Origin of the sequence: Arcicella rigui, assembly GCF_034929435.1 — a bacterium.
Lineage (GTDB): Bacteria > Bacteroidota > Bacteroidia > Cytophagales > Spirosomataceae > Arcicella > Arcicella rigui.
In genome coordinates this window covers 105,833-127,177 of record NZ_JAYFUM010000017.1, presented here as the reverse complement: position 1 = coordinate 127,177, position 21,345 = coordinate 105,833, and the positions used below count along the sequence as shown (strand labels likewise).

Annotated in this window: 21 protein-coding genes and 1 tRNA gene; 10 read left to right on the top strand and 12 right to left on the bottom strand. The window is 35.1% G+C overall.

Annotated features, from left to right (window positions below; translation table 11 throughout):
• Positions 1–446 precede the first annotated feature (446 nt).
• On the top strand, positions 447–1,151 hold the full coding sequence (locus VB248_RS14840; RefSeq protein WP_323297580.1) for a sulfite oxidase-like oxidoreductase: 705 nt from the start codon (positions 447–449) through the stop codon (positions 1,149–1,151).
• Between the two features lie 104 nt (positions 1,152–1,255).
• Here VB248_RS14840 and VB248_RS14835 read toward each other — a convergent pair whose 3' ends face one another.
• Positions 1,256–1,840: an NAD(P)H-dependent oxidoreductase gene (locus VB248_RS14835; protein WP_323297579.1), complete on the bottom strand. Its 585-nt coding sequence runs from the start codon at positions 1,838–1,840 to the stop codon at positions 1,256–1,258.
• A 294-nt stretch (positions 1,841–2,134) separates the two neighbouring features.
• Here VB248_RS14835 and VB248_RS14830 point away from each other — a divergent pair, with 294 nt between their 5' ends.
• From VB248_RS14830 to VB248_RS14815, 4 genes are all read left to right on the top strand, one after another.
• Entirely contained in the window at positions 2,135–2,572 is a 438-nt protein-coding gene (locus VB248_RS14830; protein WP_323297578.1) for a Dabb family protein, read from the top strand.
• 148 nt (positions 2,573–2,720) lie between these two features.
• Entirely contained in the window at positions 2,721–4,148 is a 1,428-nt protein-coding gene (locus VB248_RS14825; RefSeq protein ID WP_323297577.1) for a sugar MFS transporter, read from the top strand.
• Between the two features lie 101 nt (positions 4,149–4,249).
• Positions 4,250–5,020 (top strand): alpha/beta fold hydrolase, encoded by a 771-nt coding sequence (locus VB248_RS14820; protein WP_323297576.1) that lies wholly within the window; start codon positions 4,250–4,252, stop codon positions 5,018–5,020.
• A gap of 95 nt (positions 5,021–5,115) precedes the next feature.
• Complete coding sequence (locus VB248_RS14815; protein WP_323297575.1) at positions 5,116–6,198, top strand: type III polyketide synthase; 1,083 nt, start codon at positions 5,116–5,118, stop codon at positions 6,196–6,198.
• 4 nt (positions 6,199–6,202) lie between these two features.
• On the opposite strand, the gene VB248_RS14810 is transcribed toward VB248_RS14815, so the two are convergent.
• On the bottom strand, positions 6,203–7,564 hold the full coding sequence (locus tag VB248_RS14810) for a porin family protein (RefSeq protein ID WP_323297574.1): 1,362 nt from the start codon (positions 7,562–7,564) through the stop codon (positions 6,203–6,205).
• 243 nt (positions 7,565–7,807) lie between these two features.
• Positions 7,808–8,359, bottom strand: coding sequence for an RNA polymerase sigma factor (locus tag VB248_RS14805; protein ID WP_323297573.1), 552 nt, complete (start codon positions 8,357–8,359; stop codon positions 7,808–7,810).
• Between the two features lie 246 nt (positions 8,360–8,605).
• Here VB248_RS14805 and VB248_RS14800 point away from each other — a divergent pair, with 246 nt between their 5' ends.
• The 4 genes from VB248_RS14800 to VB248_RS14785 all read left to right on the top strand — a co-directional run bounded on the left by VB248_RS14800 (position 8,606) and on the right by VB248_RS14785 (position 11,471).
• Complete coding sequence (locus VB248_RS14800) at positions 8,606–9,265, top strand: phosphatidylserine decarboxylase family protein (RefSeq protein ID WP_323297572.1); 660 nt, start codon at positions 8,606–8,608, stop codon at positions 9,263–9,265.
• Positions 9,266–9,410: 145 nt separating this feature from the next.
• Positions 9,411–10,952 (top strand): FG-GAP-like repeat-containing protein, encoded by a 1,542-nt coding sequence (locus VB248_RS14795; RefSeq protein WP_323297571.1) that lies wholly within the window; start codon positions 9,411–9,413, stop codon positions 10,950–10,952.
• A 65-nt stretch (positions 10,953–11,017) separates the two neighbouring features.
• Positions 11,018–11,173: a hypothetical protein gene (locus VB248_RS14790; protein ID WP_323297570.1), complete on the top strand. Its 156-nt coding sequence runs from the start codon at positions 11,018–11,020 to the stop codon at positions 11,171–11,173.
• Between the two features lie 25 nt (positions 11,174–11,198).
• A complete protein-coding gene (locus tag VB248_RS14785) occupies positions 11,199–11,471 on the top strand; it encodes a hypothetical protein (protein WP_323297569.1) in 273 nt (90 codons plus the stop codon).
• Positions 11,472–11,552: 81 nt separating this feature from the next.
• On the opposite strand, the gene VB248_RS14780 is transcribed toward VB248_RS14785, so the two are convergent.
• From VB248_RS14780 to VB248_RS14745, 8 genes are all read right to left on the bottom strand, one after another.
• Positions 11,553–11,624 (bottom strand) — tRNA-Arg (locus VB248_RS14780).
• Positions 11,625–11,648: 24 nt separating this feature from the next.
• Positions 11,649–12,368, bottom strand: a complete 720-nt coding sequence (locus VB248_RS14775) for an RluA family pseudouridine synthase (RefSeq protein ID WP_323297568.1) — start codon at positions 12,366–12,368, stop codon at positions 11,649–11,651.
• 53 nt (positions 12,369–12,421) lie between these two features.
• The gene (locus VB248_RS14770; RefSeq protein ID WP_323297567.1) at positions 12,422–13,306 is read right to left on the bottom strand and encodes a PPK2 family polyphosphate kinase; all 885 of its coding nucleotides are present in this window, start codon (positions 13,304–13,306) and stop codon (positions 12,422–12,424) included.
• A complete protein-coding gene (locus VB248_RS14765; protein WP_323297566.1) occupies positions 13,281–14,312 on the bottom strand; it encodes a ComEC/Rec2 family competence protein in 1,032 nt (343 codons plus the stop codon). Before VB248_RS14765 ends, VB248_RS14770 begins: the two co-directional genes overlap by 26 nt.
• A 16-nt stretch (positions 14,313–14,328) precedes the next feature.
• Positions 14,329–14,865 (bottom strand): hypothetical protein, encoded by a 537-nt coding sequence (locus VB248_RS14760; protein WP_323297565.1) that lies wholly within the window; start codon positions 14,863–14,865, stop codon positions 14,329–14,331.
• Between the two features lie 147 nt (positions 14,866–15,012).
• A complete protein-coding gene (gene uvrA / locus VB248_RS14755) occupies positions 15,013–17,850 on the bottom strand; it encodes an excinuclease ABC subunit UvrA (protein ID WP_323297564.1) in 2,838 nt (945 codons plus the stop codon).
• Between the two features lie 111 nt (positions 17,851–17,961).
• Positions 17,962–18,477, bottom strand: a complete 516-nt coding sequence (locus VB248_RS14750; RefSeq protein WP_323297563.1) for a PIN domain-containing protein — start codon at positions 18,475–18,477, stop codon at positions 17,962–17,964.
• A 13-nt stretch (positions 18,478–18,490) separates the two neighbouring features.
• Positions 18,491–19,537 carry a helix-turn-helix domain-containing protein gene (locus tag VB248_RS14745; RefSeq protein ID WP_323297562.1) on the bottom strand — a complete coding sequence of 349 codons (1,047 nt, stop codon included), beginning with the start codon at positions 19,535–19,537 and terminating at the stop codon, positions 18,491–18,493.
• Between the two features lie 202 nt (positions 19,538–19,739).
• On the opposite strand from VB248_RS14745, the gene VB248_RS14740 reads away from it, so the two are divergent.
• Positions 19,740–20,399 (top strand): hypothetical protein, encoded by a 660-nt coding sequence (locus VB248_RS14740; RefSeq protein ID WP_323297561.1) that lies wholly within the window; start codon positions 19,740–19,742, stop codon positions 20,397–20,399.
• On the opposite strand, the gene VB248_RS14735 is transcribed toward VB248_RS14740, so the two are convergent.
• Positions 20,400–21,095: an AlbA family DNA-binding domain-containing protein gene (locus VB248_RS14735; protein ID WP_323297560.1), complete on the bottom strand. Its 696-nt coding sequence runs from the start codon at positions 21,093–21,095 to the stop codon at positions 20,400–20,402.
• Between the last annotated feature and the right edge of the window lie 250 nt (positions 21,096–21,345).

Genomic DNA, 21,345 nt, shown 5'->3' with positions numbered 1-21,345 from the left:
GTTTTTCGTTTTGGTTTTGTACTTACGACACGCCTCGAAAGGTATAATAAACAAGTCGTAAACTCAAAAATAAATTGACTTGTTTCCAAAAAAAAGTTTATATGTTCAATGGAGAATTGACTTGATGGGAGGAACGAAAAGCATAATGATTGTTGGCGTTAAAACCTGTTTACAAAGGGATTAATTCACAACATTGGCGTTTTTATAGAGTGAAAATCTATCAGGCTTTGCAGAAAAGGTAATTATTAGCGTATCATTGGCTATTTCAAAACATCAAGTAACTTTAATAGTTGTTTATGGAGAGAGAAATGTACTCATGAATAAGCAATAATACTTAATTGTGAATGAGCGACTTAATGTATATTTTTGTTACAGATTCATCGTGTTATCAAACAGCTTGTTCAAATTGCTCAAGTCTTATTGCTTTTTAGCAGAAAAATAGAAAAATGGAAAACGAACAAAATCAAGACTCCAAACTCGACCGCATCATTGAGGCTCGTATGAAATTGAAGGCTCGCTTTGAAGAAAAAATGAAAGCAACTCCTTCAATGGCTGATACAAAACCACAAGGTACTGGACCAATCAATCGTCATGGAATGCCCACAACTCCCGTTGGACAGACGCTCACGACTAAATGGCCTGTGTTAGATTTGGGTTATCAACCAAAAATCCCATTAGATAAGTGGCGTTTAATTGTTGATGGAGAAGTTGAAAACCCTGTTATTCTTACTTGGGACGATTTGATGGCACTTCCACAAACTGAAGACGTTTCAGATTTCCATTGTGTAACTACTTGGTCGAAATTGAACATGGTTTGGAAAGGCGTTCGCTTGTTGGATTTAGCGGCTTTGGTACAACCTAAGGAAACAGCTACACACATCATGTGCTACGGTTATGATACTTATACAACCAATGTGTCGATGGAAGAAGCCTTGAAACCTGATGTTTTACTCGGACATACTGTGGACGGACAACCTTTATCCGTAGAACATGGTGGGCCACTACGAATGATTACGCCTCAACTTTACGCTTGGAAAGGCTCTAAATGGATAAAAAGAATAGAATTTATGCCACAAAATAAATTGGGTTTCTGGGAAGAAAGAGGTTACTCAAATACTGCTTATCCGTGGAGAAATGATAGATATAGCTGATAGATATGAGATATGAATTATGAATTTGAAAAAAAATCAACTTGGAAGGAAACTTATTAGTTGCAAATTTCTTTTTCTCATAATTCATATCTCATACTTCATAATTATTTCGTCACCCATCTTTCTGCTACTGCTAATGAATAATCTACAAAGGCTTTTACGGTAGTTTCATAAATTGTGTTTCCTACCGAATCCGCATTGTCATCTAAGTTTTTATGAGTCTCGTGCGATTCGTAAATTCTTGCAGAAACGACTGAGTACTGATTAGTAAAATTGATGATTTTATTAATTACCGTCGTAAGTTCCAAACAAGGTATTTTCCCGCCACGTCCGCTCGAAACACCAGCCAAAGCAAATACTTTATTGTTGAACAAGTGCATAAAGTCTTTTCCACCTAATTGATGTAAAGCATTTAACAAATCTCCGTTCACAGTCCAGTTATATTCAGGAGTAACAAACACTACCAAATCGGCTTTTTCCCAAGCACCAATCAACTCCGCTTGAAAATCTGTTAAAGCTTCCTTATTAACCGTTCCTCTACCAACTGCCGGAATATCAAAATGATGAAAATCTACTACCGAAACCTCAGAAGAAGTACTTGAGGCAAGGAATACTTTTTTAAGATAGTTTGAAAAGCGTAAGGAATTGCTGTTTTTTCGGGGTGATGTGGCAATAATTGTAATATTCATTGTTTTAAAAGAGTATTTTTTAGGGTTTATATATCTTATCAACATAAAGTACAAAATAATGTTTACATTCATTCGGTAAAACCTTTTTTTGAAGAAGAAAGGTTCAAGTGTATTCCATGATAGACTTCTATTGGGAAAGGATATATTTGTCATTTGCTCAACAATTAAGTGGTGATTAGTAAAAAGTGATTGGCAATTAGAACTTTATACAGCTAATAATCAAATATTTACAAAAACTAAAAACGTCACTTAAACTGTATTCATTAATAAAAATCATTTATCCTCAGAAATATTATGGAAAATTCATCTCGAAGACAATTTTTAGAAAAATCAGCCACCGCTTTAGCCACAGGAACTGTCATGTCAAGCCTCACTCTTTCAGAATCTCATGCTTCTGCCCCAGCGGCAAAGCTTTCTTTTATTCACCATGTGTATTTTTGGTTGAAAAATCCTGATAGCAAAGAAGACCACGCACAGCTTTTGGCTGCCTTGAAAGCTTTAGGCAAAATTGAAGTAATAAAATCAGCCCATATCGGTTTGCCTTCCATCAACGAGTTCGATAAGCCCGTTACAGATGCTTCTTATTCCTTTTCGGTACTTTTAATTTTTGACAGTAAAGAAGACGAAGAAAAATATTTGGTGCATCCTCTTCACAAAAAATTTGGGGCAGAAAACCATCATTTATGGTCGAAAGTAGTGGTTTATGATTCAGCGGATATTTATACGCAGTAGTTAATGTCAAATTGACACAATCGGCAATATATGTAATATTACCCTTGTTTTTTTGCAATTTTTTGGAGGAACAATATAAAAGTATTAGCTTTAATGGAAATTTCTCCTTTCATTTTTTGTTAAAAATAACCCTAAAACACTCGTTTCAATGACCACACAATCCAATCAGAAGTCCCATCTTTATACACTAATGACAGTTTGGTTCTTTTGGAGTTTCGTTGCTGCCTCAAACGGTATTTTAATTCCGCTTTTCAAAGAAAAGTTCGGACTTGAACAATGGCAGGCACAATTAGTAGATTTTGCTTTTTATATTGCCTATACAGTAGGTTCAATTTTGTACTTTATCGTTTCGAGCGTCATCAAAAGCGATATTTTGAATAGAATTGGCTATAAAAATGGAATTGTTTACGGTTTGATTATCTCGGCTTTAGGAACATTGTTGTTTTACCCTGCTGCCGAAATGAAATCTTTTCCATTGTTGCTTTCAGCTTTGTTTATTGTAGGTTTGGGTTTCTCATTACAGCAAACTTCTACACAGCCATTCATGATTGCCCTTGGACCACCAGAAACGGGTTCACACCGAATCAACTTGGGGGGTGCAGTAAATAACTTAGGGGGAACAATTGGCCCAGTAATCATCAGCTTTGCTATTTTTGGTTCTATCGCTGCAGATGCTGCTAAAAACGCTACTATCGAATCAGTAAAATTGCCATACTTAATCTTAGGAGCTTTGTTCGTATTATTGGCTATTTTCTTTAAAGTATCAAAACTACCAAGAATTACCAACGACGAAGAAGTAGAAATCGGTACGGGCGTATTGAAGTACCCACAATTAGTATTGGGTATGATTGCGATTTTTATGTACGTTGGTGTTGAAGTAACCATCGGAAGTAACTTGGGTGAATATTTAAAAGTAACACAAGGTCTCGACTCTTCACAGATTTCACATTACGTTTCGATGTTCTGGGGAAGTATGATGATTGGTCGTTGGACGGCTTCAATCAGTAACTTTGAAGTATCGCCAACTACTAAAAAATTATTAACTGTATTAGTACCTTTCGTAGCTTTTGCCATTGTATTAGGCGTAAATGCTTTACACGGAAGCGATATGAGTGATTTATACTCTTATGCAATCTGTGTAATTATTATGATTGGTGCATTCTTCTATTGCGATGAAAAACCTGTAAGAACACTTTTAGTATTCTCTGGCTTAGGGGCAGTAGCGATGTTAATCGGCGTTTTGGCAAGTGGTACTGTTACGCTTTTTGCCTTTATCAGTGGTGGTTTGTTTTGCTCGGTATTGTGGCCATGTATTTTCTCTTTAGGAACGGCAGGCTTAGGAAAATATACCAACCAAGGTTCGGCATATATGATTATGATGATTTGCGGTGGTGCAGTAATGCCTGTTTTACAAGGAATTGCAGCTGATACTATCGGTATCAAACAATCATATTTTGTACCGATTATCTGTTTTGCCTACTTGGTATTCTTCGGAATTCGTGTTCAAGGCGTTTTGAAAAAACAAGGACTTGACTTCGACAACGCTGTTGTAAAAGGCGGTAAAGGAGGACACTAAAAAATGATGTGTTTTGAGTGTTGAATTTTGAGTAAGTATTTGTCCTTGCGGTGTAAAATTTGACATAAAACATTCTGATTCACTTCGCAAAATCATTTTGCATGAAATTACATTTTCAAAAAATAGGAAATGGACAAAAAATCCTGCTCGCCTTTCATGGTATTGGGCAGGATTTTTTGTGTTTCAAAACTTTCGCTGAAACATTTGCCGATACTTATACAACTTACTGTTTTGATTTACCTTTTCACGGAAAAAGTCAATTTCCAGCAAATGAAGTCATTACAAAAAATACTTGGAAAGATTTTTTAAGCAACTTTTTAGAAGAAAATCAGATAAGTAATTTTTCGATTATAGGCTTTAGCATGGGTGGAAGATTTGCTTTGGCTACTTTAGAAGCTTTCTCCACACAAATTGATAAATTAATCTTGATTGCTCCTGATGGCATTTCCGAACATCCACTTTATCAAATGGCTACTCGTTTCAAACTGAGTCGTTTGATTTTCAAAACCTTAATTTTTCATCATCAATACTTTCTTTTGGTGGCTACTTTACTTGCAAAACTGAGACTTGTGCCACAAAAAGCCATTCGATTTGCTTTGAAAATGTTAGATTCTACCGAAAAACAACAACAAGTATATTATTCGTGGCTTGGTTTTCGTGAATTAAACTTTAAGATGAGTTATATTGCCGAACTTATTCTTCAAGAAAAAATTGAAGTATTTATTTTCGTAGGAAAATACGACGCAATTTTACCGCCAAAGCAAATTTTACCACTCTCAAAAAAACTTTCAGATGTACGTTTAGTTATTTTAGAAACAGGACATACAAAGTTGGTAGAAAAATCTATCTCTTATCTAATACAAGAAATCTGACAGCCAGCCGACTATTTCAAAACATTTATTGTTTCTATTTCGTATATTATTTTACATTACGCATCAACAACCAAACGGGCTATCCACTTCTTTTTATGAGTTTTATCACTTCCATTGCTACGGCTGTTCCAGACAATTGTTTTCCACAAATGCAAATTGCTGAATTTATGGCTGATGCTTTACAAATGGACGATTATGACCAACGACGATTAAAAGCCCTGTATCGTTCTACCAAAATTGCACAACGATATTCTGTTTTATCTGACTACGGAAAACTGCCAGAAGCTTATACTTTTTATCCAAACACTGCTGATTTAGAGCCATTCCCAAGTGTTTCACAAAGAATGACGGCGTATAAAAAATACGCATTGCCTTTGTGCCTAAAAGCCATCGCAAAACTTTCTAATACCGAAAATATCACGCATATTATTACCGTCAGTTGTACAGGAATGTACGCTCCGGGGATTGATATTGAAATCATTGCAGCTTTGCAACTCAATACGCACATTCAGCGAACTGCCATTAATTTTATGGGGTGCTATGGAGCTTTCAATGGGCTAAAAATGGCTGATACCATTTGTAAAGCCGATGCACAAGCGAAAGTACTTTTGGTATGTGTGGAACTTTGTACGCTTCATTTTCAGAAAAAAATGGACGAAGATTTTCTTTTATCAAATGCCCTTTTTGCCGACGGTGCAGCGGCCGTTTTGGTAGAAGCACAAGCAAATGAAAACACAAAAGCTTTGGCTTTAAAATCATTTTTTTGTGATTTGTACTTTGAAGGGAAACAAGATATGGCTTGGCAAGTAGGCGATTTAGGATTTGAAATGACCCTTACGTCATACATTCCGAAACTGGTAAAAGCTGGCATAAAAGCCTTGATTGATAAATTACTTCAAAATGCAGGATTGAATGCCCATGAGATTTCTTTGTACGCCATGCACCCAGGCGGAAAAGCGATTTTGGAGGCGATAGAAAAAGCTTTGGAAATTTCAGAAGAAGAAAATAAGTATGCTTATTCCGTCTTGAAAAATTACGGAAATATGTCGTCGTGTACGGTACTTTTTGTTTTAGAAGAAATTTTAAAGGACTCCAAAAATCAGAAAGGACAAAATATTTTGAGCTGTGCTTTTGGCCCGGGACTTACTTTAGAATCAATGGTTTTAGCCATTGTTTAAAGGCTTAGAAATCATGTTTGATAGAAAACATAATGCCACTACTGTATAAATTCACTTTTCCTCTTCCAACTTCCGTCAATGGCGTTTTCAGATAAGGTTCTACTTGAATACTCAACCCTTTGCCAATACGTTTTTCAAAACCAAAAGAAAGATTCAAAGTACTAAAATAGTAGTCGTTATCTCGTTTCCAAGTTAAATAGGTTGGTAAGCCTGTCGGTATTGTTGGAGTATCGTAATAATATTCGTAGGTTTCTTTGAGCATTAAGTACGAAGATACACCGCTACTTACAAACCAAGTTTGATTAGGTTTTTGGAAAACATTGAATCTAACATTCAAAGGAAGGTCTATCATTTTACAAGTTCCTTCAACATTATTAGGTTTAATTGGACGAGTTGTCCAGTTTTTAGCCCAAGCGTGATAGTTGTCTATACTTGTATCATAATTTTTTGAAGCATAAATAGCTCCAGCTTGGACAACAAATCTCTTACTTATTTTGTATTCTAACAAAATACCCGCAGATTTACCGATAGCAAATGAACTAAAGTTTTCAACGGCATTAGCATCAGGAGCAAAAGCTAAACGTATGCCCAAATTAGACCATTTAGATTTTTTGGCATTGGCTACAACTGGTTTTGCCAATACTTCTTCTGAAGCAATTGGGAAATTTGGCAATTGAGGTTTTAACTGTACAGCTAATGGTTTAAGGTCTTTTTTGTTCAAACGATTAATTTGGCTTGATTCTGGTTTTTGACTAAGCAAATCATTGTTTGTAATGATATTTTGTGGCGTGTTAGTGTTCGATTGAATGACACTTCCATCTCCTTTATCAAGTTTGGCAAATGTCTTTGGTATTACAAGGTTTTTAGACTGAGTTTTCGCAGCAATTACACCTTTACTTTTCGCAATCTTATAGTTAATCGCTTCATTTTCAGTAAGTAATTTATTATTCAACGATGCTAAATCAGTTTTTTCAACTGTTTTAGCATCGCCTACTGTTTGTTTTTCTTGGGCGGATTGTACTGAACGAGGGCTTACTTTACCTTCATTGTTGATAACAGGCTTACTTTTTTCAGCTTGTTGTGATATAGAAATAGTAGAAGAATTTTTCTTCTGGCTTTCAAAGCTAACTCCGTTGGTTTTCACTGCACGATACACTAATCCAGCCCCGCTAAACACAAACAAAAGCAGTAATAACCATTTAGCACGCTTAAGAAAAACAGAACGTTTTACTTGAGGCTGGTTATTCATTTTTTGATTGAGTTTATCGAATGATGATTGCTCAAACGGAATCTCTACCTTATCAGAGGCATCTCTGAAAAGGTCATCCAGTTCATCATCGGATATATCCCACCACTTATCTGACATTTTTTTTAAGATTCAAAAACTAAACCTTGTTAGGTTTATTAATAATTAATTTGAGTTATCAAAAATTTTAATCTTTGTGCGATAGGCTGTAAGCATTAAGTAAAAAAGTATTTATTGCATACAGCTTAAACCTAAAGCGGGTAAAGATGATTTTAATTTTTATCCCTTTATTAAAAACATTGGTGTAACAACAGCTCCAAGATGGCGGCTCGGAAGCTGTTGTAAAAAACAATGAAAATTATTTTAACGCTTATTACTGAGCATCTCTCTTAAATTCACTCTGGCTCTTGCCAAATTCGATTTTGATGCACTTACCGAAACACCCAACATCTTGGCAATTTCTTCATGCGAGTAACCATCAATGACAAACAAATTGAAAACAGTACGATAAGTTGGCGACAAACGCTGAATCATTTCTAACAATTCTTCATAAGCAAGATTTGCTGAAGCATCATCACTCCTATCACTTATATTCTCGGCAAATTCAATATCATCTTGGTCATAATGTTTATGATTTTGTCGATAATAATCCAGTGCTGTATTGACCATTATTCGCCTCAACCAATTCTTAAAAGATTTGGTTAAGTCAATTTTATCAGCATTTTTAAAAATCTTAATAAAGCCATCATTAACGATTTCAATTGCTTCGTCACGAGTACGAGTATAACGCAAACACACACTCATAGCATAGCCGTAGAATTGCTTATAGAGCAATTCTTGACTTTTGGCGTCTCCTGAGCGACATCCTTCAAGCACGCTTTCAAGGCTATTTTTTGAATCTTTAATAATGGGCATCGGTAATACTTTTCAACGACAATACGGCATTCGCCCAAAAAGGTTGCGTTGAAAGTGGTGAAACAATAAAATATATTAAAAAATAAGCATTAAAAACTTATTTTATTACAATATACACTTCTCAAACTCAATTTCGCAGAAATTATCGTCGGGAAATATCTTCAAATCTATTCGATAAACCCCAATGTTGATTTATCTAAATCAATTTTTTTTAATAACTTTGTTTAATTATCCCCCCTAAAACACATGACTATTCACAGAGAAAGTAAAGGTACGATTTTAGTTTCAACCATTTTTTTAATCATTTTAAATAGTGCTGTTGCTTATTTTTTTGAAGAAAATGAAATCTTACGTAAGATTGTTATCGCTTTTAGCGTAGTCTTCGCATTTATCATTTTACAATTTTTTCGTGTACCTGTGCGTACCACTCCTAAAAATCCAAAGCACATCATTGCTCCTGCTGATGGGAAAGTAGTTGTTATTGAGGAAGTTGTTGAAACTGAATACTTCAAAGAGCCACGTCGTCAGGTTTCAATTTTTATGTCACCAATCAATGTGCATATTAATTTTAATCCAATCTCTGGTATTGTATCGTACTTCAAGTATCATCCCGGCAAATACTTAGTAGCTTGGCATCCGAAATCAAGTACTGATAATGAAAGAACCACCGTTGTAGTAAAACACGCTAATGGAACAGAAGTATTATTCCGCCAAATTGCTGGAGCATTAGCTCGTAGAATTTGTTGGTATGTGAAAGAAGGACAAAGCGTAGAACAAGGTTCTGAATTTGGTTTTATCAAATTTGGGTCAAGAATTGATATTTATTTGCCTTTAGATGCAAAGATTTTAGTGAACTTAGAAGATAGACCCGTAGGCGGCGAAACAGTAATTGCCGAACTTGCGTAAATACTTTTACAAAGTACTCTTCAAAGAGGGTAAATTAAATGAAAAGTTTAATTTACCCTCTTTTTGCATATAGCCTATTTACGTAGGTAGTTGTTGCTTTAATTCTTAAATTTGTCCTTCTTTTTATTACTTTCTTTCAAAACTTATGTTTAATCGACTCTTTTTTATTGTTGCTATTGCCTTGCTGATATGGAATTGTGCTGGCTCAAACTCTGAACAAGCTGAAAAGTACGTTCCGCCTGTACCTTCTAATAAAAGTGGAGCAGAGTTGGCTCAAACTTACTGTGGAAGTTGCCATGAATTTCCCAAGCCCGAACTTTTAGACAAAAAAACATGGGAAAGAGGCGTTTTGCCAAAAATGGCTTATCGATTAGGCGTTGGTGCAGACCCTTTTCAAGTATATGCAGGCATGGAACCTGAAGAGCTACAAATCCTAAGCGTAGCAGGCGTTTATCCAGAAAAACCCGTGATTGTACAAGAAGATTGGACGAAAATTGTTCAATACTATCTTGAAAACGCTCCAGAAAAACCACTTCCTCAAGCTAAAAAGGGAAAAGTAAACTTAGGTTTAACGAATTTTTCTGTAAAAAAACTACAAGGTATCGCCAATAAAATTCCGTCGGTTACTTTGGTGAAATTCAATCCAGCTCAAAAAAATATCTACGTGGCTTGGCGTGGGCAACAAAACTTTTTGAAACAGTATGATTTAAATCTAACACAAAAAGACTCTTTGGCTGTACCAAGTCCTTTGTCTGATATTGACATTAAAGCCAATCAACTAAGAGTATTGGCGATGGGACTCATGGATCCCAACGACCAAAGTAAAGGACAACTTTTATCTATCAATCCGCAAAAACAATTCAATCCGATTTTATCATCTTTACAAAGACCAGTTCAGGCTTCGTTCGGAGATTTGAATCAAGATGGAAAAGAAGACATCGTTCTCTGTAATTTCGGACATGAACTGGGCAAATTGGTTTGGTACGAAGGCGACGCAAATATTGAACACGTGTTAAAACAATTGCCCGGAGCAAGAAATACTTTTATCAAAGACATGAATGGTGATAATCGCCCCGACATTGTGGTATTGATGACACAAGCCAGAGAAGGCGTATTTGTCTTTTATAATCAAGGAAATGGCAATTTTGATGAAAAACAAGTACTTAGTTTTCCATCAGTTTATGGTTCGAGCTATATGGAATTGGTGGATTTCAATAAAGATGGCTTTATGGATATACTCTATACCAATGGCGACAATGCCGATTTGTCTATTTCTCTCAAGAGTTATCACGGCATCAGAATCTTTTTGAATGATAAAAAAGGGAATTTCAAGCAAAGTTATTTTTATCCGATGTTTGGTGCGTCAAAAGCAATGGCGGCGGATTTTGATTTAGATGGAGATTTGGACATTGCCGCCATTTCGTACTTTATAGACTCTAATCAGAAACCAAATGAAGGATTTTTATTGCTTGATAATCAAGGAAATAACACCTTTAACGTATCGACCATCGAAGAAGCCAAACAAGGAAAATGGATGGTAATGGATGTGGCGGACATGGATGCCGACGGAGATGCGGATATAATTTTAGGTTCATTTTTAAGAAGAGGAATGGCAGATTTACAAGATTTAAACATGGGCAAAACACTTCCGCCTTCGGCAATTATTTTGGAGAATAAGAAAAAATAGATTCTAAAAATACTTTGTTTACTAACCGAACAATCGTTTATTTGTATTAGAAAAGTGAACACCACATGAAAGAGCAGATGATACAAGTACTTGAGGAATCAAAAGCAAACCTCAAGATGCGTTTAGAAGAAGAATTTGATAAACTTTCAGATGACGAAATCAATGAATATTTAGATGCAATTCTGAAAATTAACGAAATCATTGAAGAACTTAACAGCTAAAAAAGAATGATAATTCTTAATTAAAATGATGGTAGCAACACAAAACAATAAAACTGATGAGCTTCTGAATCAGACTAAAGTACTTATAGAAAGTGCCAAGAATTTTATACATTCTGAGGGAAGAGTAATAGAGCTAAGTGACTGGCTTACGATTAAAAATTATTGCAAAAAGTATAATATTGCAGAAGAATCTTTAGTAACAAATTGGATTCGTAGAGGCATTATACCCGAAAATGATATTCGTGTTTTTCCTGAATTTAATAATATTAGATTAATCAGAGATAAAACGTATAAATAGATTTCGGTATATTTTCAGTTATGAACCAAAACAATAAAACCTCTAACAACTCAATTGTTAGAGGTTTTATTGTAAAATTTGTAGCCTCGGAAGGAATCGAACCTTCATCTTAGGTACCGGAAACCTACATTCTATCCATTGAACTACGAAGCCATGTTTTCTGAGATGTGGGCAAAATTACGAAAACTTATCCAACTGCTTTACCAAAACCTCAAAATCTTTAGGATAGGGAGCTTCTACTTTTATTACTTCTCCATCTAAAAGCTTGAAAGTAAGTGAGCGAGAGTGAAGAGCAACTCTTTTCATCAAAGGCAATTCGTCGGTATCTTTTTTCAGATTGAATTTTCTTTTTAAATCAGACAAGTAAATGTATTCGCCACCATAAGTCGGATCGCAAACAATAGGAGCTTTCAAGCATACCAAGTGAATCCTGATTTGGTGCATTCTACCCGTGATAGGCATACATTCTACTAAGGTATGGTTACGATATACTTTGATAGAATTGAATATTGTTTCAGCCTCTTTTCCTTTCTGACGGTCAATCATTACTTGCGTTCCGTCTCTTTTCTGAGCGATAGGCAAATAAACAGAAATCATTTCAAAATCATGAGCACCATTTACGACAGCATGATAGCGTTTTTCTACTTGACGGTGTTCAAATTGCATGGCTAAATGACGGTACGCCGCAGGATTTTTGGCAATTGCCAAAGCACCAGAAGTTTCTTTATCCAAACGGTGAGCCAACTGAGCGTCGTCTGAGTACTCTTTTGCCAATCGCAAAATACTCTGCGAATTATCAGCCTGACGCTCGTCTAATGAAGCAATGTATGGAGGTTTGTTGATAATAATATAATCTTCGTTCTCAAATATAATTAAGTCCTTGAAATTCAGTCGCATGGTAATCTTTTTGTATTTAAGCCTGCAATTTACCAAAATAGTTTCACATTCGCCTATTCATTTTGTTGCTCGATTACCTTGATGAGTTGAAGCAAAGTAGCCTGTCGAGCTAAATCCGCCTCTGGAAACTGAATATCTAATTCCTTGATATGATGTAAAATAATACTGCTAACGATGAGTCGCATATTCTTTTTATCATCTGCTGGCACAACATACCAAGGAGCGTGTTTGGCGGCAGTTTGGTTTACCATTTCTTCATAAGCCGCTTGATATTCGTTCCAAAACTCACGCTCTTTCACGTCGCCTTCTTCAAATTTCCAGTTTTTAGTTGGGTCTTTGATACGTTCAATCAAGCGTTCAGCCTGTACTTTTTTAGACACATTTAAGTAAAATTTCAACACTACTGTACCATTTCTGTTCAAGTATTTTTCATAATTCCGAATATCTTCATAGCGTTGTTCCCATACTTTATCTAAATCTTTCGTAAATTCTTTGGGTATTTTTTGTGAATTTTTCAACAATTCAGGATGAACCTTTACCACCAATAATTCTTCATAATACGAGCGATTATGAAAAACCATTTTTCCTCTTTCTGGCATTTTCAAGACATTTCGCCACATAAAATCATGGTCCAATTCTTCCTGAGTTGGTCTTTTAAAACTATGTACAGAAATACCCGCAGGATTAATTCCCGAAAGTACCGCACGAACCGTTCCATCCTTCCCTGCCGCATCCGAAGCTTGAATAATCATTAACATTGCATAACGACTATCGGCATACATCATACTTTGGCGTTTATCAATTTTATCTTTAATCTCCGCCATCATCAGCTCATACTCCTCCGCAGATTCATAATAATCCTTAATTTTTGTAGGCGAGTTTTTGATTTTAAACTTCTTTTCACCGTTGTACTCAAAGTCTTTGATGTCTATTTTCATGATTGTTTTTTTGGGGGGTTTGGGACAATAAGTTGATTTCACCACTTTGACTAATCTTAAAGCAAACGTCCTTAGCTTGAATGGCAGCTCTTTTTTTACTAAAAATATCTAAAAGTTGACTTGTATGAATTGTACTACTGGATAGTATTTCTCCTTCTTGTGTAGTCAGTACCTGAAAACCTTTGGAAGTAAAATACTTCAATGTTTCCTTGGAAGGATGTTGATACGAATTTTCACCTACTGAAATGACGATTTTACTACCATTACTTGGTATGAATTGTTTCCAAAAAGCTTTACTGTGATTTCCTTTAGCTCCATGATGAGGGCTTTGAGCTAAAAATAATTGTTGACTTGCAAACTCCGTAGGATTATTTTTCCAACGATTTAATACTTTCTTTTCAACATCAGAAGTCAATAAAATTTGCCATTCAGAGGTGTATATTTTCAGAAAAGTTGACAGCCAATTAGCATTGGCATTACTATGAATATTTTCTTCATTACTTGTTACATTGATATTCGAAATATATGAATCGAATTCTAATGTAGTGGGAGCAAGAATTTTGAGATAAATATCAGTGTTCAAGGCTAAATCCCTTGTCATGTCGTCAATATAGCCTTGTTGTAGAATAATCTTATCCACTTTCCATAATTGCCGAACGTTTTTGAATAAAGTGGCTAATTCTCTTTGTGCAATAAAGGTTTTGTTAGCTGCTTTTAAATAGTCAGGAGTTTGCTGAGAGGTATGCAAAAATTTATGAATAATGATACGATGGGCAAGACAATAATCCAATAATTGATTAAAGCCCGAAAAATGGTCATAGTGAGGATGTGAAAGTATGATAAAATCAATTTCTTGATAATTTGAAGCTTTGATATGGTCAAGAATTGGGTTTTGATGATTGAATAAATTGCAATCAATAATTCCGACTTTTGTTTTCTGATTATCTTCCCACTCTATGATAATTGAATCTCCTTGTCCAACATTTTTAAAAGTTACAGATAACATCTAATAGGGTATTATTTTACTGAAAGTGTATATTTTCAAAATCTTCTAAATCGTCGAAGAGCTTAGATGTATCAAACAAAGCTTCCAAAGACGAATCGTTTAAATCACTGATTTCTATATGGATATTATTTGGTAATTGGTAGATGTTCAAATTAAATATTGAACCTTCTTTTAATCCTTTATACTTTTCGAAAAGGATAATAGGAAATTCTCTAAGCTCATAAATTTCATTGCTTTTATCAATCAAACATTCCATAACAAATTTTTGCTGATTGATTTCTACAATTTTTGAAGGAACAATCGTTGCAATACTTTTTTGATTGACACCCGAGTTATTTTTAAAATTAGATATTGAACTTTTAGAAACAGTAAAAGGCTTTCTTTTCCGCCCTTTGAAAATACTTGGTTTAGCAATAAAGTTGAGGTCTGGCAAATCATTTCTTGAAATTACTCTTTCAGTAACTTCAATAGAAGTTTTGGAGAGATTGTCTCCATGAGAATAATGGCGACCTTTTCCATTTGCCCTTTTATCTAAAACTCGTGAATTTCTCATTTGATTCTCAGATGATTATGTACATAAACATAACAAATCTTATTGAAAATTAAAACTGTTATTTATTTTAAAAATAGATGTCTGAAATAACAAGTTCTTGTTCGGCTGCGAAGACACAGCCGAACAAGAACAGCGAACACTTCTCCCTCAAACCAATTCATCTTTCAAAAACCTCGCTGTGTGGCTGCCTTTTACTTTGGCTACTTGTTCGGGTGTGCCTTCGGCGATGATTTGTCCACCTTTTTGACCACCTTCTGGACCAACGTCAATGATGTGGTCTGATACTTTTATTACATCTAAATTATGCTCAATAATCAATACAGTGTTGCCTTTATCCGCCAAACGGTCGAGTACTTCCAGTAATGCTTTAATATCTTGAAAGTGTAAACCTGTGGTAGGTTCATCCAAAATATACATGGTTTTGCCCGTATCTCTTTTTGAAAGTTCTTCGGCTAATTTTACTCTTTGTGCTTCGCCACCCGAAAGTGTTGTCGCTTGTTGACCAATTGTAATGTAGCCCAGACCTACTTCTTTTAACATTTGTACTTTTCGAGCAATTTTTGGCTGATTTTCAAAGTATTCTACGGCTTGTTCTACGGTCATGTCCAATACATCTGCGATAGATTTTCCTTTGAAACGTACTTCTAAAGTCTCACGATTGAAACGTTTTCCTTTACAGGTTTCGCAAGCTACGTGTACATCTGGCAAAAATTCCATTTCTATTTTCTTCATGCCTGCTCCTTCACAATCTTCGCAGCGACCGCCTTTTACGTTAAAACTAAAACGCCCAGCTTTGTAGCCTCTGATTTTTGACTCAGGCAATTCAGCAAAAAGTGTACGAATGTCCGTAAACATTCCTGTATAAGTAGCAGGATTTGAACGTGGCGTTCTACCAATTGGCGACTGGTCCACTTCTATTACTTTATCCAAATGCTCTAAACCTTCTACCGATTTATGAGGCATCGGCTCACGTTTTGCATTGAAAAAATGGCGATTCAAAATCGGGTACATGGTATCGTGAATCAACGAAGATTTCCCAGAACCACTTACACCCGTTACCGAAATCATTTTTCCAAGCGGTAATTTTAGCGTGACATTTTTTAAATTATTGCCTGTTGCTCCTTTGATTATCAAGAAATTACCATTGCCTTTTCTGCGTTGTTTGGGTACTCCTATCCCAATTTCTCCGCTCAAGAATTTAGCCGTTGTTGAATTATTCTTTAAAAATTCTTCAGGCGTTCCTTGTCCAACAATCGAACCACCATGACGACCCGCTCCTGGTCCAATATCAACTACATAATCAGAAGCCAACATCATGTCTTTGTCGTGTTCAACTACTAAAATTGAATTGCCCAAATCTCGTAAATCTTTCAAGGCTTGAATCAATTTTACATTGTCTCGCTGATGCAAACCAATACTTGGCTCATCCATGATGTACAAAACGTTGGTCAATTGCGTACCGATTTGCGTTGCCAAACGAATACGCTGTGCTTCGCCACCCGATAATGTTCTTAGTGAACGATTGAGCGTTAAGTACTCCAATCCAATGCCTGTTAAGAAACCAATTCTTTTTCTGATTTCTTTCAAAATCTCTTTGGCAATTACATTTTGGCGTTCGTTCATGCGGTCTTCTAAACCTACAAACCACTCCGCCAATTCAGCGATGTCCAATTCTGCTAATTGGGCAATATTTTTTTTATCAATCTTAAAATGAAGCGATTCTTTTTTCAAACGTAGCCCTTTACAATCTGGACAAGTATTCACGACCATAAAGTCTTTCAGCCACTCTTGAATTTTTTCTGAACCTGTTTCTTGCTGACGCTTCAAGAAAACAATAATGCCTTCGTACTTGGTATTCCAGTCTGTTCCTTCGTATTTTTTTGAAGGAACTGGCACGGGTTCATCTGTGCCATACAACATAATTTTGATGGCTTCTTCTGGAAACTTTTCTAAGGGAGTCGTCAGATTTACTTTGTATGGTTTCAGTAATACTTCTAATTGCTTGAAAATCCACATATCACGGTACTCGCCCAAAGGTGCAATTGCTCCTTTGCTGATACTGAGTGTTTTATCTGGCAAAATAGATTCTTCGGTAATTTCTTCTACTTTCCCCAAGCCCTGACAAGTAGAACACCAGCCATAAGGCGAGTTAAACGAGAAATTATTCGGCGAAGGTTCGTCGTAAGAAATACCCGAAATTGGGTCCATCAAGTACTTTGAAAAATTTCGTACTTCTCCTTTTTCATCACGAGTCATCATCAAACCTTTTCCTTGATTCAAGGCAGTTTGAACGGATTGCGACAAACGAAAACGTTCTTCTGTTTTTACGATAATTCTATCAACAACAATTTCAATATCGTGAATTTTGAAACGGTCGAGTTGCATTTTTGGCTGAATGTCCATCACTACGCCATCCACTCTTACTTTGGTATAACCCAATTTGGCAATTTGTACGAAGAGTTCACGGTAATGACCTTTTCTACCCTTTACGACTGGAGCGAGCAAAATCAATTTCTGATTTTGATAATCTTGCAAGATTACTTCAATGATTTGGTCGATAGACTGCTTAATCATTCTTTCGCCCGTTACGTAGCTAAAAGCCTCCGCCGCACGAGCAAACAATAAACGCATGAAATCGTAAATTTCCGTAACCGTACCAACCGTAGAGCGAGGGTTTTTAGAAGTAGTTTTTTGTTCAATAGAAATTACGGGCGAAAGTCCATTGATTTTATCCACATCGGGGCGTTCCATATTACCCAAAAAGCTACGAGCATAAGCCGAAAAGCTTTCCATATAACGACGCTGCCCTTCGGCATAAATGGTATCAAAAGCCAAAGAAGACTTTCCAGAGCCAGAAATTCCAGTGAAGACTACAAGTTTATTGCGAGGAATGGTTAAATCAATATTTTTAAGGTTATGTTCTCTTGCACCGAGAATCTCAATTTGTTCGTAACCTGTAATATCAGAATGTTTGTTGTCGGGCATAATTGTTGAAAATCGTGATATAAATTTAACACGGAATACAAGAGTAAAGTTACCAAAAAAGCCCATGTTTTTGGCATGGGCTGAGTGTTGTTATTTTCCTTTGATTTAAAACTAATCAATGTGTTGTCTTTTAGACCAAAATTCAATCCGCTGATTTTTAGGTACAGTCGGTAGTCTTGTATTCAACTGGTATAACTGATTTAGTTTATCAATTGCATCCTCAAAAGTAATTTTGTTTTGAAGAAGTAATATATCGAAAACAAATAAGATACCTTTTACTTCTACTCCATTTAAACTTGATTGTCGCCTAAGTTTTCCGTCTCCAGTGAGAAGAATACCATTCAATTTTTCTGCAAAATACCAAACCGAGCAGTCTTCAAAACTTAAACCAGATGTTCGAGCTTGAATATCCATTATTTGTAATAAATCATCCTCAAAAGATTCTAAAATTTCAAATTTTCCATCATTTATAAATATAGAAAAGACTAATTTCTGTTCTTCAAATAGCTCTTCAAAAACAAAGTCGGTAGTCTTTAAAGCTAAATTTTCTAATTGAAAAAATACATCAATAAGTTCTAAGCGTATCAAATCTATTAAAATATTGGTATCACTAATGATTAACTTCATTTTTGTAGAATTATTAGATTAATGACCGCTCTTTGATTACGTTGATATTTACATTCAATAATGATGATGCTTTGCTTGAACTTATTAATTCCTGCGATAATGCTCTATATACTAATTGTTCAAAGCGATTAGAGTTTTCAGGAGTTTCAAACCTTTCTTTATAGACTTCTCTTTTGAGGTCGGGGCTAAAATTTATTTTTTTGTAAAACTCTGCCTGCCTACCTTCTGAAAAAACTCCTGCGTCAACTAACCGATAAACAATAGCTGAAATACTGATTCCATACTTTTTCTGTACTTCTATCAACTCTGTTAATGAGATATTATCTCTTTTTATTCCAAATTCTTTGATTACTGATTTCATTGGAAATAAAAACTCTGCTGCAAATCTATTACAATAAGCTTCAATGGTTTTTACATCACATTCTGGTAAATCAAGCAACAAATGACCTAATTCATGAAGAAGAGTAAACCGCTTTCTTTCTACATTAAAGTTTTTATTAATGACAATAACAGGAAATTTGTCATTTACAATAGTCGCTAAACCATCAAATAAGTTTTCCTCTTCATCTATTTCAAGCACTTTAATTTCATTATCTTCTAACAATTGAATAATGTTGTGAATTGGGTCTAAGCCTATTTGCCACACATTTCTCAATGCAAATACTACAGTTTCAACTTCTTCAAGACTATTGACTTGTTGAGATTTTAAAGGATTTACAAACGAGTAATCAATTTGAAGAATTTCTTCTGTTTCAATATAACTTTCTAATTTTAACTTTATTAATTCTTTGAGAGCATTTTGTTTTTTAACTGAAAACTTACTCTTTTTTCTAAAATTAATTGTTCCTAATTCAATTTTATTAGTACTGAAAAAATAATCGACTTTCACATTCAGTGACTTAGCCAACTTAATTAGTGACGAACTTGCTGGAATAGAATCCCCATTTTCGTATTTACTAATCATTTGTTTTGAAACTCCAATCATATCCGCCAAATCTTGTTGAGATAGAGCGTTTATCACTCTGGCATTCTTTATTTTTTGCGACACGATTTCTTTCATCTTTATAGCTTATTGGTTGACATTTTTTACAAATTTGCAAAAAATGTCAACCAATCTCAAAAGAACTGCATATTAATTTTCATTTATAGTTCTTTAATACATCAGTCTTTCTAAAGCAAAAATATTTAAGCTAAAGAACTGACAAACAAACAACTAAATTTAATAAAAAGATGTATATTCGTTATGTATAACCCAAAACGATATGAAAAAACTACTACTGCTGTTGATTTTTTTTCCTTTCTGCATTAATGCACAGATTCAAGTGGGTACTGGGTTTAGTTATGTTACTGAACATTTTTCGAGCGATGAACCCGATTATACAGGTTCGGGCTTTGATATTAGCCTTCGCCAATATGTTTCTGAACGCTTCAAAATTGTGGCAAGTACTGGCATAAACGATATGCGTGTATCCTTGGCGGTGAAATCAAGATTCGATTATAGCACGATAATATATGGCTATTACTTCAAAAGAGTTATTCCTGTTTCTTTTGGCGGGGAGTATTATTTGTGGAATAAAAAGTTTATTAAACCTTTTGTGGGTTTAGAAACGGGTGTGTACTTTACCCAATATGGCAGTAAAGTTGACCCAGACTATCTTCGCTATACCCCAAAAATGCCTTCTGGAAATAGTATAAATTGGGGATTTTCGCCAACTGTGGGGATACATTTTCAAGATAATGCCGATAGAATGGGACTGTTTGTGAAGTTGAAACAAACGGGTATCATCTATGGAAAAGATGGATTTTCGAGTATAATCGGATTAAGTGCTGGACTTACTTTTAAATTTGGCAAGAAAATCGGTTGGAAACCGCCTGTAATCGAAGTACCTGCTGAAATTCCTTATTATGAGAAAAAGGAATAACTATGCTTGAATATAATAATCAGTCAGTTCGTTGGGCTGAATTTTCAGTACATTCGCCAATACCAACAAAACAAGTGTACGTGAAGCTAACCACAGTGGAATATTGGCAACTTTTGCAAATTCTGGAAGTGTAATTTTCTTGTTTTCAGCAAGATATGTCAGTAATACTTTTTCTTTTTCTCCAAACCTAAATTGGATTCCTTCTTCGTTCTCTCGCCTCAAAATTTGTTTCATTTCTTTACTTGCCTGTACCGAACGGTCGGCAACTCTTACGTAAGCTTTTGGATTATCGTCGTTATCAAGCTTTACATAATGTGGTTTTTCCAAGCTCATCGGAATCGAAAAAATCAATACTTCTCTTTCGTCAGTAATGTTAATTCTTTCAATTTCATAAAGAATGGGCGGAAAACAGTTTCTTTCAATAGCCCTTACCAACATATATTCTTCTTCATCGGCAAATTTCAATCCGGGAATACTTTTATCGTCGCCCACACCGATTAACAAAATACCGCCTTTGGTATTGGCAAAAGCTACAATTTCACGAACGATTTTCTCTGGGTGATTTGCTTTCAGCTTAAACTCAAGTTGAATACTCTCACCTTGTCGAACAAGGCTCTTTAAATCCTTCAATTTCATTCCCGACACACGACTGTGGCTTTCAGTCTTCTCAAAATAGGATACAAGTCCCTGATTCATACTATTTTATGATTTAGGTATGCTTATAAACAAAAACGGATTGATTTAAAGATAATAGAATTATAAGAACAAATCCTTTTTAGTAAAAAAAATATTTTAATTACAATCTACTCAATTAATAGACTTAATATGATTTTTTTAATAGACTTTGCCTAACTTTGTAGTCCTAATTACTTAGCTACCAGTTAAAACGTGTTGGTGAATGATAAACTTGTACGAAAGACAAACTGTTTATCGTGTGTAATTGTTA